The organism is Mucilaginibacter sp. McL0603 (genome assembly GCF_049992945.1).
Lineage (GTDB): Bacteria > Bacteroidota > Bacteroidia > Sphingobacteriales > Sphingobacteriaceae > Mucilaginibacter.
Map to the genome: position 1 here is coordinate 3,455,969 of NZ_CP188251.1, position 13,244 is coordinate 3,469,212.

Consider the following 13,244-nt stretch of genomic DNA (forward strand, 5'->3'; position numbering starts at 1 on the left):
ATTAGAAATTGAGTTCAAATTATCGGATTCAATTTCTAAATTAGATGCCAGTTACCCCAAGAGCGCCCTTACATCTAAATCAAACCTAAATTGAAAACAGGTATTTTAACATTTACCCTGATTTTGCTTTGTCCTATTTTTAGCATCGGACAGAGTAAGTCCCGTGGATTTAATACAAAAGAGAACGGCACATCATTCTATCAAAAACACTTACAGGACGATGATGCCGTTTACTTTACGGCTGACAAGTACAGTATAAAGTCTGATGGCTCAGCCGATGTTTCCGATGTACTTCAACAGGCCATCAACGATCTTAAAACCAGTCACAATTTTGGTATTCTTTTTATCCCTGAAGGTACTTACCTGATCAGCAAAACTATCTATGTGCCACAGGCAATCAGGTTAATAGGATATGGCAAAAAAAGACCGGTAATTGTCTTGGCTAAAAATTCACCCGGCTACCAAACACCGGACAGTACCGATAAAGGTAAAGCGAAATATATGTTCTGGTTTACCAGCAGCATTCCGCAAGCTGGTAAGAGGATAAACGATGCAGGTGCAGGTACCTTTTATAGTGCTATGTCCAACATCAATCTGCAAATTGAGGACGGCAACCCTTATGCTGTTGCTTTACGAACGCATTATGCACAGCACAGTTTTATTTCTCATGTGGATATCAATATTGGCAATGGAAGAGCCGGAATGTTTGATGTGGGTAATGAGATGCACGATGTCCGGTTCTTCGGTGGAGATTATGGAATTTATACCACCAAGCCTTCTCCGGGCTGGCAGTTTATGACGATAGACACCTATTTTGAGGGTCAGCGTAAAGCAGCCATACTTACCCGCGAGGCAGGCTTAACAATGGTGAGGATGCGGGTTAAGAATGATCCTGCAGTCATTGACATCGAACCTAACTATGATGAAAAGTTATTTATGGAAGATTGCCGGTTTGAAGATATTTCAGGTCCGGCGATAAGGGTGAGTTTAGAAGATAATGCAGGAAACCAAATCAGTCTGCGAAATATTGACTGTAGAAATGTGCCGGTATTTGTCAGTTATAAACAAAGTGGGAAACAGGTACCTGAAGTTGGTAATATTTACCATGTAAAAAATTATCTGCACGGGCTGCAAATGGATAGCCTGCATGCAGACCCGGTTATCAATACCATCCAAAATATCGACCCATTAAAAGCAATGCCGGTAATTGCCAAAGGTCATATACCTGATCTGCCTAATATCGATACCTGGGTTAATCTCAAATCATTAGGCGCTACAGGTGACGGCATTACCGATGATACAAAGATCATACAAGATGCTATTGATAAATATCCAACTATTTATGTACCAACTGGTTGGTATCGCGTAAGTCAAACTATCAAACTAAAGCCAAACACTGTTTTAATAGGATTAAGCCCGATAGCCACACAATTTATATTAGCTAATAATACAGAAGCTTTTGGAGGTTTTGGCGGACCTAAGGCGCTATTGGAAAGTTCAAAAGGCGGACAAAATATAGTTACTGGTATAGGACTCTCGACCGCAGCTGATAATCCGCGGGCTGTCGCCTGTAAATGGATGGCGGGTGAACGTTCTTATTTAAATGATGTGAAATTTATAGGTGGCCATGGCGGTATGGAAAGGACCGGCAAAAAGACCGGCACAGTCGCAGATGTAAAAGCTTACAGAAATGGGGGCGGGACAGACCCATCATGGGATACGCAATACTGGAGCCTTTGGATAACTGATGGCGGTGGCGGCACTTTTGAAAATATCTGGTCGGCAAGCACTTACGCCACGGCCGGCACTTATGTATCCAACACAAACACACCCAGCCATATTTATGCCATGTCAATAGAGCATCACGTACGCAATGAGGTACGGTTTAATAATGTGGCAAATTTTAAGGTCTATGCGATGCAACTTGAGGAAGAAAGCCGGGAGGGCACCGAATGCCAGCCAATGGATCTGGAAAATTGCCATGATATGGTTTTCGCCAATCTGTATATGTTCCGGGTGATCCGTATCATAAAACCTTACCCATATTCCATCCGAAACTGGGGATCGTCAAATATCGAACTTTTGAATGTGCATAATTACAGTCAGATCAAATACACCACTAATAATCCTTTGTATGATGTGAACAGTAATACTACACTTCGACCATGGGAATTTAACAGATTGTTTATCAATAAGGCAGATGAACCAACATTGACCCAGACAAAAGGCATACAAAAATTAGCTACAGGATTTGAATTTGCCGAAGGCATTTGCAGTGATAGCAAAGGAAATATTTATTTCTGCGATTCACGCCTGAGACGGATCTATAAATGGTCTGCCGAGAATAAGAGCGTTAGTTTGTTAGCAGACTATCATTGGGAGCCTTTGTCTCTATCCTGCGATAAAAATGATAACTTGTTGGTTGTATTTAAATATGTTCCGAAGCCAGACTATTTGGCAAATGGCAAACCAGAAGTATTTTCCAATCCACCGGATGCCGCAGGAACCTCTTTTAGTGGCTGGGGTAATTCTGGCTTTGGAACGCTGGTTTATTCAGTTGATCCATCAAATCCGGATGAAACTGTACATCTATTGGAAAAAGTGCCGATGGGTAGTGTAAAGCAAGTTTATAAGGCGCTTTACCCTGGTCACCGCTGGCGTGATTATCACGATTTTAATACAATAACTGTTAACAAACCTGATGAGTGCTTCGTAGCACCTGATGGCGTGACCATTATTCCGGTAGTGTATGATTTGGCCAGGTCGACTTATTTATCAGAAGGCTTTCCGGGAAAACCAATCTATGTTGCCGATGAATATGATAAAAGAACAGTAAAACTGGATGTAAATGCAGAAGGATATGTTTCAAACCTAAAATATTTTACCGAAAAAGGAGAGTTCGGTTCAACGACGGATAGTAAAGGGAATGTTTATATAGCTGATGGTGAGATCTATGTTTTTGATCCTTCGGGGAAACAAACAGGTATTATCAAAGTACCTGAAAGACCAAGATCGCTTGTTTTTGGAGGAAAAAATAATAAAACCTTGTATATTACGGGTGAAACCTCGCTTTACAGTATTACCTTAGAATAGTTAATTAAATTTATCTCACAAACCCTTATGACCAAAACCATCAAATCCGTATTTAAACTAATGGCATTCTTTATGCTATTCTGTAGTTTTTCAGACGGTATCGCACAAAGTAATAAAATTCCGTTCCATGTAATTGCCTTTTATACGGCGCGTAATGATCAGGCACACATCAGCTTTGTACATGAAGCCAATAAATGGTTTCCGGAGATGGCAAAGCAATATAATTTCACATATGATTCAACAAAAGACTGGGCTAATATGAATGCCAAATTTTTGGCAAAATACCAGGCCGTAATATTTCTAGACACAAGAATTGAAGACCCAACTCAAAGAAAGGCATTTGAAGAATATATGAAAAATGGCGGTGGCTGGATAGGTTTTCACTTTTCGGCCTTCGCACTAACACCATCTGATTTTAATGCTGATTGGGACTGGTACCATAATGAGTTTTTAGGTTCTGGCCAATATGTGAGTAATACCTGGCGACCAACATCAGCATTTTTAAGAGTAGAGGATCATAATCATCCCGCTACTAAAGGACTTCCCGATATCATTAAAGCATCACCCAGTGAATGGTACCGCTGGGAAAAGGATCTTAAGAAAAATCCTGATATAAAAATCTTGTTATCCATTGATTCAACCAGTTTCCCGCTTGGTACGGGGCCAAAACTAAATGAAATATGGCACAGCGGCTATTACCCGGTAGTTTGGACCAATAAAAATTACAAAATGGTTTACTTCAATATGGGCCATAATGATATAGATTATGAGCATAAAACCAATAAGGATTTGTCTCATACTTTTGATAGCCCTGAGGAATGTAAACTGATCCTTAATTCATTAATATGGGTTGGCACGGGCAAAAAAGTAAACTAAACATCTGTGAAACACCTTTTTTACAATTGATGTAAGAAGTTTATGAAAATCAAAAGTTAACTTAGTTTCTCAATTCAATAAACCAAACCAGTTTTACTAAATTATGAAAGACCAAAATATTTCCCGTCGCCGGTTTATCGGCAGTACAGCACTTGCCGCAGCAGGTATGGCTTTAGCTTCTAAATCCGTTTTTGCAGTCGGCTCGCTTTTTCAATCTAAACCTAATTCGGTTATCAATGGGGTACAAATAGGAGTGATCACCTACTCATTCAGGAGTATGCCAAGCACCCTACAGGATTTAATGCAATATTGCCTGCAATGTAACATCAACGCGATTGAGTTGATGGGGGATGCTGCCGAAATTTTTGCCGGAAGGCCACAGCGCAACAGCGGCGAAGAAAGTGCAACTTATTTTAAGCGGGTAGCCGACTGGCGCGGAAGTGTTTCCATGGATAAATTCAAAGAATTACGCAAATTGTATAACGATGCTGGTATTACGATCTACGCCTGGAAACCTAATGCACTGGGTGCTAAAAATACCGATGCTGAAATTGATTATGCCTTTAATGCAGGAAAAGCACTGGGTGTAACACATGTTACTGTAGAGTTGCCAGCTGATGATGCCCAGACCAAACGTTTAGGCGATATTGCAGCAAAACATAAGATATATGTGGGCTACCATGCGCACTTGCAGGCTACGCCAACATTATGGGATACTGCCTTAAGTCAGTCAAAATATAATGCGATTAACCTGGACATTGGTCACTACACTGCAGGAACCAGCAGCAGCCCGATTCCGTTCATCGAGAAAAATCACGCAAGGATCATGAGCATGCACCTGAAGGACAGGAAATATCATGACGGACCTAATATGCCCTGGGGAGAAGGGGATACACCTATTGCAGAAGCGTTGCAACTGATCAAAAAGAATAAATATAAGTTCCCGGCAACTATCGAGTTTGAATATAATATCCCCGCTGGTTCTGATGCGATAAAAGAAGTGATCAAGTGCAGGGAGTTTGCTGTAAAAGCGTTAAGTTAAGCCCTTTAAACCCCTTTATTGGGAATTTTATAGTTCATTGTGTAACAAAAACACAATGAACTATTTATTTCTCAAATAATTTCCTACATTAGACTGATAAACCATTAAACACCTATAGAAATAGCTATGTCAACAAACACATATGATGCGATCGTAATCGGCTCAGGAATATCTGGTGGCTGGGCTGCTAAAGAGTTAACTGAAAAAGGGCTTAAAACCATTATGCTGGAGCGTGGCCGCGATATAGTGCACGTAAAAGATTATGTAAATGCAACAAAAGGGCCCTGGGAGTTTCCTCATAGAGGAGGGCGTACACAGGAAATGATAAAGGACCATCCTGTACTTAAGAGAGACTACACGTTAACTGAAGTTAATCTTGACTATTGGGTAAATGAGAAAGAAAATCCCTATACTGAGGTAAAACGGTTTGATTGGTTCAGAGGATATCAAGTAGGTGGCCGTTCACTAATATGGGGTAGGCAAAGCTATCGTTGGGCTCCTATGGATTTCGAAGCTAATTTAAAAGATGGTATTGGGGTAGACTGGCCCATCAGATATAAAGATCTGGAACCCTGGTATAGCTATGTGGAAGGATTTGCGGGAATATCAGGTAACAAAGATGGTCTACCTATTTTACCGGATGGCAATTTTATGCCACCGATGGAAATGAATTGTGTAGAAAAAGATGTATCGGCAAGACTGAAGGAATATTATAAAGGTTCGAGGAACATGGTTATTGGCCGTACGGCTAATATTACAAAACCACTTCCTGGAAGAACTAACTGTCAATACCGTAATAAATGTTGGTTGGGATGCCCGTTCGGAGCGTATTTTAGTACACAGTCATCAACTCTGCCAGCTGCTATGGCCACTGGTAATCTGACAGTTAGGCCATGGTCAATCGTCACAAAAATATTATACGACAAGGATACCAAAAAAGCCAAAGGTGTAGAGGTGCTGGATTCGGAAACCAATAAGACGTATGAGTTCTATGCTAAAGTGATCTTTTTGAACGCTTCTACTATAAATTCGGCGTGGGTATTAATGAATTCTGCAACTGATATATGGCCCGACGGTTTAGGCAGCAGCAGTGGCGAACTTGGACATAACCTGATGGATCATCATTTGGGCGTAGGAGCAAGCGGTCATATAGAGGGTTATGAGGATAAATATTACTTTGGCAGACGGGCTAACGGCATTTATATTCCAAGATACCGCAACCTAAATGGTGAAAAACGCGATTACATCCGTGGGTTTGGCTACCAGGGCCGTGCATCGCGGGAAGCATTTAGCAGGAATATTCCGGAATATAGTATAGGAGCCGACTTCAAAGATGCGTTGAGCGAACCAGGGCATTGGACCATGAATATTGGCGGATTTGGTGAAACGCTGCCTTATCACGATAATAAAGTAACCCTGGATAAAACTAAAAAAGACAAATGGGGGCTTCCGGTACCTGCTATCGATGCTATCATCCGTGATAACGAATTGAAAATGCGTATAGATATGCTGAATGATGCTAAAGAAATGCTGGAAGCAACAGGCGCTAAAGATGTAAAAACTCACACAATGGAAGGCGTTTTGGGTCGTGGTATCCATGAAATGGGAACCGCACGTATGGGGCGGGATCCAAAAACTTCGGTACTAAACGAATGGAACCAGGTATGGGATGCTAAAAACGTATTTGTAACTGATGGAGCAGCTATGACATCTACAGCCTGTCAAAACCCATCATTAACTTATATGGCATTGACAGCAAGAGCTGCTGATTATGCAGTTAAAGAGCTAAAGAAAGGTAATTTGGCGTAGTGATCCGTTAATCAGTGATAAGTGAACAGGGATAGAAATCCGTAATCACAAAAATCATAGCACGGATAAAAAATAATCATTAATTTAAGCCCTCGTAGAGTATTTTCTGCGAGGGCTTTTTATTACCTGTATCTGTATCATTTATGAAAAACATCAAATTACTTTTCTTCTGTATCTGCTTCCCAATATTTGTGTCTGCTCAATCTGTTAAAATTGTAACCAACCATGTAGGTTATGAATTTGACGGAGCCAAAAAAGCCATTATCGTGGCTGGTAGTAAACTTGATATCTCTTCATTTAAGTTGATCGATACAAAAGATAATAAAGAAGTATATAGTGGTCAACCCGTATTTAAAGGGCCAGTTGATAAATGGAAAAACTTTCAGTTTTGGACTATGGATTTTAGTTCATTTGCCACTATCGGCACTTACAAATTACAAATTCCCACAGCTAATGGCCTGGTTTCATCTTATCCATTTGTAATTGGCAAAAATGTACTGGAGCAAGCCACTCTATCAGATGTGATCTATTATTTCAAAGAGCAACGCAGTTCAGGCTTATTGGACAAGGCAGATCGCCATTCCCATTTACAGGGCAAAACCGATACTGTAGATGCACACGGAGGATGGTATGATGCAACCGGTGATTATGGCAAACATCTTTCTCATCTTTCATTTTCGTCCTATTTTAATCCACAACAGATATCATTAACAGATTACAGTTTATTTAAAACTTTTGAGCTTTTAAGTAAAAGGCCGGGAACTGATTTCAGGCAGTTCAATCGCCGTATACTGGATGAGGCTATGTATGGTGCGGATTACTTATGCCGAATGCAGGCAAAAAATGGGGCGTTTTATCGTTCTGTTGGTGCACCCGGACCAGGTAAGCTTCCACAGGATAGGGCGATAGGTCCGGAAGGCAAAAGTTATCTTATCAAGGTGTCAAAAAATGACGATTCATTTAAAAGTAAGCCTGAAGAACACGATTGGCGCAGCTTTCAATGCAGTTTCCGTTCAGGTGGAGGAATGTCTATTGCTGCGTTGGCAATGGCTTCAACTTATACTACTTCAGGTGACTATAGCAATGCGGATTATTTAAAAGCTGCTGAAAATGCATTTGATTTCCTGGATAAAAACAATGTAGCAATGACTAATGATGGGAAAGAAAATATTCTTGATGATTATTGCGCCCTAACCGCTGCAACAGAACTATACAAAGCCACCAAAAAAGAAAAATATAAAGCCGCAGCCAAAAAAAGAACACTATCATTAATCAACAGATTATCGTCCTGGAAAAACTATAAAGATTTTTGGCGTGCCGATGATAAAGACAGGCCATTTTTCCATCCGTCAGATGCCGGATTACCGGTAACTAGTTTAGTTTATTATTACCCATATGCTGATGTAAACACTCAGTCGCTCATCAAAAAAGCGATCAAGCAATCCATGACCTATGAGCTATCCATTACATCTGAAGTGAATAATCCCTTTGGATACAGCAGGCAGTTGGTACAAGATACACTAGGCAACAGGCGAAGCTCATTTTTCTTCCCACATGGTAGCGACGCCTCGCCATGGTGGCAGGGAGAAAATGCAAGATTAGGTTCGGAAGCTACAGCTGCAAGGTTGGCAGCTAACCTATTTACTGATGACAAGGCTTTTCATGATAAGCTGGAAAACTTTGCCATTGACCAATTGAACTGGATATTAGGTCTGAATCCATTCGATTCATGTATGCTGGAAGGAGTGGGGCATAATAATCCAGCTTATGGCTTTTTTGGGACATTTGAGTATACCAATGCGCCGGGCGGAATTGTTAATGGCGTTACTTCCGGATTTGATAATGAAGACGATATCGACTTTAATCTTCCATATTCTCAAACCGGTAAAGATGCGGACTGGCGCTGGGCAGAACAATGGCTGCCGCATGCAGCCTGGTACATGCTGGCGGTTGCTGTTAGGTAATGATGAGGGATAGGAATTCTAAAATAAAGTCCTATGTCGTATCTTTATACCTGAAATGAACAATACCAATTATAAAAATGCGATATCAAAATGGCTGTTTGCAGTTGTTTTGCTGCTAAGTTTTTTTACATTTTCAGGTCTTGTTGCTCAACCAAACTCTACACTTAACAAGCCCCAAACCATTTTAGTAATAAACTCAAATTTACGACTCTCTAAAAGCATTGATTATAAAAGAACTTTAATATCATTTCACTCGAAAGACCCTGTCGTTCCCATTCTAATTGATATAAGTCGTCTGTATAGCCAGCAAGTAAAAATCCAACTCACTGAACTTACGAAGTCGTATATTCCTACCCGAATAAGCTTGCTTTACAAACCCAATGCTACTTCCCAAAATGCAGATGACGATTCTGCCTTAATAGGATAGTCCCCCAAAGTACTTCTTACCGATAATAGATTTATCCATTTAATCATATTGATGGTTTGCTACTGCATTTTAGTGGCACGATCATGCATCATATTTAAAAATAAAAACGCATGAAACGTTTCAAAAAAATATTAAGAATGTGCTCCCTTATTCTATTTATGCTGCTGGCATCCGCAGGCATTGGAATATTGGGAGTGGCTCCGACTTTAACTAAAGACCGAAAATTATTTGCCGATATAGAGGTCAGATCAGAAAATAATGAGAAAGAAAATGCAGATTCATCTTCAAAGGAGCAACTCAACTTTTAACAAATATTTAAAAATAAGTAAGTTAAGCGATGTATCTAAAGACGCCTCTTTAAATAGAAAATTCGTATTTTAATCGTGTATTTTTACCTATTGAAAAACCTGACCTTATGCATCTTAAAGCACAGAAAGCTTTGCCTGGATCGCATGTGATATGCGATTCCATATGCCATTCAAATCAGCAATTAAATAATCATTCGCAAGTCGGATTTGGGGAACAATTAAAAGAGTTTTTTTTAGGAATATTTGATACATCTTACTGGCCGCCACGCTGGCATTGCGGAACCTGGACAGATTTTCACGGGTGGCTATATATTGTTTCAGATCTGTTCATATGGGCCGCTTATTTTGCCATACCATTTCTTTTATTCCGCATCATTAATAAACGAAAGGATATCCCTTTCCCACGAATAATATGGTTGTTTATTGCTTTTATCCTTTTATGCGGCACTACCCATCTTATAGATGCTATGATATTTTGGTGGCCGGCCTATCGTTTAAGTGCAACGGTACGTTTTATTACCGCTGTTGCTTCTATTTTTACTGTATTTGCTCTATATAAAATCCTTCCCATGGTTTATAACCTTCGCACCCTGGCCCAGCTTGAAGTGGAAATTGAAGAGAGAAAAAAAGCAGAGCAGATAGTTAAACATCACCAGGTAATGCAAGAGGCAGCAGAGGAGCTAATGTCAAGAAAAGATGAATTTATGAGCATCGCCAGTCATGAGCTAAAAACTCCGATTACGAGTTTAAAAGCATCATTGCAATTGGTAGAAAAAATAGTTGATAAAGATGTCGCATTACAGCCAGTGGCTCCTTTTGTAGAAAAGGCTGTGAAACAAGTGAACAAGCTTACCGATATAGTAAATGAATTGATGGATGTGACAAGAATACAGGCTGGAAGGCTGGGGCTATCAAAAACTGATTTTAACCTGATGGATATGATAGAAGAATGCCAGGAACAATGCATAGCAGTTAACAACAAACATACTGTACATATTAATGGAGATCCTAATCTTGTAATACATGCCGACCGTATACGGTTGGAACAGGTTGTAAGTAATTTGTTAACCAACGCTTTTAAATATTCTTCAGAGAATGGATCTATATTTATCAAGTTTGAAAAAAATAATAATAAAATAAAAGTCGCTGTTACTGATAACGGCATAGGTATTCCTGAAAATAATCTCAGCAATATATTTGACCGTTTCTACCGGGTAGAAAATACTTCAAAAAATTTCTCTGGTATTGGGTTAGGCCTGTATATTTCGTCTGAAATAATTAAAAGGCATCACGGACAGATCGGTGCAGAAAGCACTTTGGGTAAGGGCTCTACTTTTTGGTTTATAATATAGATCATTCACCCCAGGCAGTAACGGTTAAGGATCGTGACCCACCATCATTACGATGTTCGCACAAATAAATACCTTGCCATGTACCCAAATCAAAACGGCCATTACGGATAGGAATTGTTACCGAGCTGCCAAGCAACGCTGCTTTGAGGTGGGCTGGCATATCATCAGGCCCTTCATCATCATGCCTGTAATCGGGATCATTTTCAGGCACTGCTTTATTGAAATACATCTCAAAATCCTGTCTGACACTGGGCGAAGCATTTTCATTGATACAGAGCGAAGCCGAAGTATGCTTTATAAACACCTGACAAATACCTATTTTTATTTCACTAATTTCAGGAAGTGCATGGATGATTTCTGAAGTTATAATGTGAAATCCCCTCTTTCTTTCCCTCAGATGTACGGTTTGCTGGTATATTTTCATACTTGTAAAACATTAAAAATAATGTTTGTTCTGTTTATTTCAGCTATTTTGCAGTTTATTAGTAATTATGTCTTATTGTTTCATTAATACTAGTTGTCGCTTTCCTGGCAACGATTTGTTAAAGATCAAACGATGGCGCAAATACAACCATTCAGGGCAATAAGACCCAACCCATTTTATGCTGACCAGTTAGTATTTACTACACCACAGGCAGAATCGGTATCAGGTGATAATACCAAAACGGGTACTCTGGCCCCTTTAAAAACCTTGCTCGAAACAGGTGCCCGAAAAAAGCCTGAAACCCCAGAAGGGCAGGCGAGGGCTTTTCACGATATAAAAGATACCTTAAAAGATTTGTTTCAAAAAGATCAGCTATGGCACGAAGAAACACCCGGAATTTATGTGTATGAAGTGGTACATAAAACTTACCGGCAAACAGGTATATGGGCGTTAACCTCTCTTGAAGATTACAGGAAAGGTGCAATCAAAATACATGAACTAACCTTTGAAGACAGTGTGCGTCGTTTAACAAATTATCGTAGAAATACAGGTTTAGAGGGTAGCCCGATCCTGTTAACCTATTCGCCTGATATAACTATTAACCGGATCATCGCTGAGACAAGGACAAGCAATCAAAAGATCACATTAGGTAATCAACATGGTCTGCACAGGCTTTGGAAGATAGAAGAGCCTCAAGTACTGCAGCAACTTATTATTGCCTTTGCGAATATTCCGGTTGCTTACCTGGCTGACGGTCACCATCGCATTGAATCGTCAGCTATACTTGCCATAGAGCAGCGATTAAAGAAGTTGCCTGTTTACGATACAATCTCATCCTTATATATGGCCGCCGATCAATTACGTATTGAAGAATACGACAGGGTGGTAATACCTTCGAACCCTGTTAACAATAAGGTTTTTTTTAAACACCTGGCACAACACTTCGAGATTCAACCGTCAGAGCAACCCGTTCAGCCAAGGGCCGTACACTCTCTCGGCCTTTATTTTCCTGGAAAATGGTATAATCTAACTGCTAAGCCACATACTTATATCAACAAAGGCGCAGCAGCCTTACTTGATGCCAGTATCCTGCAGAAAGTAGTATTAGCACCTGTTCTCGGAATCGAAGATCCTAAAACTGACTCCCGGTTAAAATGCGCAGGAGGTGAAAAAGCGATGGAAGAAATTGAAACGATTACAAAAGATCATCCGGATGCCATTGTTTTTACACTTTGTCCATTAAGTGTAGAACAATTGATAGCGGTGGCAGATGCAGGAGAGATACTTCCACCAAAATCAACCTGGATAGTACCTAAAATACCCTATGCGCTATTACTTCATCATCATGGTTAATAACCCGGGCATCAAAATAAGCCCCCTTTATTAAAAGCAGGAATATAAAAGCGTTATCGCTTTCTATATACCTGATTTAAAGAGACAAATTAATTCAGAACTACGATTAGCTTATTTTTTAGTCTTAACTGCCGGAGCTGTTTTAGGTACAGTCGCTTTTGGCGCAGCTGTTTTTACCGGTGCTGCCTTTACAACAGGCTTTTTAGCATTAGATACAGGCGTCTTGCTTACAGGCTTTTCTGCAGCCTTAACGCTTTCATCTGCCGATTTTTCTGCAGCTTTCTTTAAACCCCTGGTGATCTTTTTGGCCAGTCTTTTAGCTTCCTTTTCGATATCTATGGTTTCTTTTCCTATTTCGGTTGTGATATTTCTCAGGTGCTTTGCTAAACGTACCTCAATAGCTTCCCTGGTTTTTTTCCTGGCAACTTTAAGTGGTGATTCTTCTTTATCTTTTTTCATAATGTGATTTGGATCAAATGTATATGAAAGAAATATAAATTTAATATTATATTTATGTTAAATCAATAGAGTAAGGTTAATTATAGGAAATATAGATAACAATAGATATTCGGCTTACTGATAAAAGTTTAAATGAT

General features: G+C 39.8%; 10 protein-coding genes. 8 read left to right on the plus strand and 2 right to left on the minus strand.

The window, feature by feature from the left end; translation table 11 throughout:
* The first annotated feature begins 90 nt into the window (after window positions 1–90).
* From ACPPVU_RS15810 to ACPPVU_RS15840, 7 genes are all read left to right on the plus strand, one after another.
* Window positions 91–3,093: a glycosyl hydrolase family 28-related protein gene (locus ACPPVU_RS15810; RefSeq protein ID WP_426667490.1), complete on the plus strand. Its 3,003-nt coding sequence runs from the start codon at window positions 91–93 to the stop codon at window positions 3,091–3,093.
* A 27-nt stretch (window positions 3,094–3,120) separates the two neighbouring features.
* A complete protein-coding gene (locus ACPPVU_RS15815; RefSeq protein ID WP_426667491.1) occupies window positions 3,121–3,969 on the plus strand; it encodes a ThuA domain-containing protein in 849 nt (282 codons plus the stop codon).
* Window positions 3,970–4,072: 103 nt separating this feature from the next.
* On the plus strand, window positions 4,073–5,011 hold the full coding sequence (locus tag ACPPVU_RS15820; protein ID WP_426667492.1) for a sugar phosphate isomerase/epimerase family protein: 939 nt from the start codon (window positions 4,073–4,075) through the stop codon (window positions 5,009–5,011).
* Between the two features lie 126 nt (window positions 5,012–5,137).
* Window positions 5,138–6,820, plus strand: a complete 1,683-nt coding sequence (locus ACPPVU_RS15825) for a GMC oxidoreductase (protein ID WP_426667493.1) — start codon at window positions 5,138–5,140, stop codon at window positions 6,818–6,820.
* Between the two features lie 143 nt (window positions 6,821–6,963).
* Window positions 6,964–8,784, plus strand: a complete 1,821-nt coding sequence (locus ACPPVU_RS15830) for a glycoside hydrolase family 9 protein (protein ID WP_426667494.1) — start codon at window positions 6,964–6,966, stop codon at window positions 8,782–8,784.
* A 537-nt stretch (window positions 8,785–9,321) separates the two neighbouring features.
* Window positions 9,322–9,519: a hypothetical protein gene (locus ACPPVU_RS15835; RefSeq protein WP_426667495.1), complete on the plus strand. Its 198-nt coding sequence runs from the start codon at window positions 9,322–9,324 to the stop codon at window positions 9,517–9,519.
* A gap of 107 nt (window positions 9,520–9,626) precedes the next feature.
* The gene (locus ACPPVU_RS15840) at window positions 9,627–10,871 is read left to right on the plus strand and encodes a sensor histidine kinase (RefSeq protein ID WP_426667496.1); all 1,245 of its coding nucleotides are present in this window, start codon (window positions 9,627–9,629) and stop codon (window positions 10,869–10,871) included.
* A gap of 1 nt (window position 10,872) precedes the next feature.
* On the opposite strand, the gene ACPPVU_RS15845 is transcribed toward ACPPVU_RS15840, so the two are convergent.
* Window positions 10,873–11,295: a secondary thiamine-phosphate synthase enzyme YjbQ gene (locus ACPPVU_RS15845; protein ID WP_426667497.1), complete on the minus strand. Its 423-nt coding sequence runs from the start codon at window positions 11,293–11,295 to the stop codon at window positions 10,873–10,875.
* 132 nt (window positions 11,296–11,427) lie between these two features.
* On the opposite strand from ACPPVU_RS15845, the gene ACPPVU_RS15850 reads away from it, so the two are divergent.
* Window positions 11,428–12,648: a DUF1015 family protein gene (locus tag ACPPVU_RS15850; RefSeq protein WP_426667498.1), complete on the plus strand. Its 1,221-nt coding sequence runs from the start codon at window positions 11,428–11,430 to the stop codon at window positions 12,646–12,648.
* 111 nt (window positions 12,649–12,759) lie between these two features.
* On the opposite strand, the gene ACPPVU_RS15855 is transcribed toward ACPPVU_RS15850, so the two are convergent.
* Window positions 12,760–13,107, minus strand: coding sequence for a hypothetical protein (locus ACPPVU_RS15855; RefSeq protein WP_426667499.1), 348 nt, complete (start codon window positions 13,105–13,107; stop codon window positions 12,760–12,762).
* Window positions 13,108–13,244: the final 137 nt, after the last annotated feature.

Bases quoted from the DNA above. Each gene is read 5' to 3' on its own strand.
- ACPPVU_RS15825 (WP_426667493.1), top strand. From the start codon at position 5,138: ATGTCAACAAACACATATGATGCGATCGTAATCGGCTCAGGAATATCT.
- ACPPVU_RS15850 (WP_426667498.1), top strand. From the start codon at position 11,428: ATGGCGCAAATACAACCATTCAGGGCAATAAGACCCAACCCATTTTAT.
- ACPPVU_RS15845 (WP_426667497.1), bottom strand. From the start codon at position 11,295: ATGAAAATATACCAGCAAACCGTACATCTGAGGGAAAGAAAGAGGGGA.
- ACPPVU_RS15855 (WP_426667499.1), bottom strand. From the start codon at position 13,107: ATGAAAAAAGATAAAGAAGAATCACCACTTAAAGTTGCCAGGAAAAAA.
- ACPPVU_RS15835 (WP_426667495.1), top strand. From the start codon at position 9,322: ATGAAACGTTTCAAAAAAATATTAAGAATGTGCTCCCTTATTCTATTT.
- ACPPVU_RS15820 (WP_426667492.1), top strand. From the start codon at position 4,073: ATGAAAGACCAAAATATTTCCCGTCGCCGGTTTATCGGCAGTACAGCA.
- ACPPVU_RS15840 (WP_426667496.1), top strand. From the start codon at position 9,627: ATGCATCTTAAAGCACAGAAAGCTTTGCCTGGATCGCATGTGATATGC.
- ACPPVU_RS15815 (WP_426667491.1), top strand. From the start codon at position 3,121: ATGACCAAAACCATCAAATCCGTATTTAAACTAATGGCATTCTTTATG.
- ACPPVU_RS15830 (WP_426667494.1), top strand. From the start codon at position 6,964: ATGAAAAACATCAAATTACTTTTCTTCTGTATCTGCTTCCCAATATTT.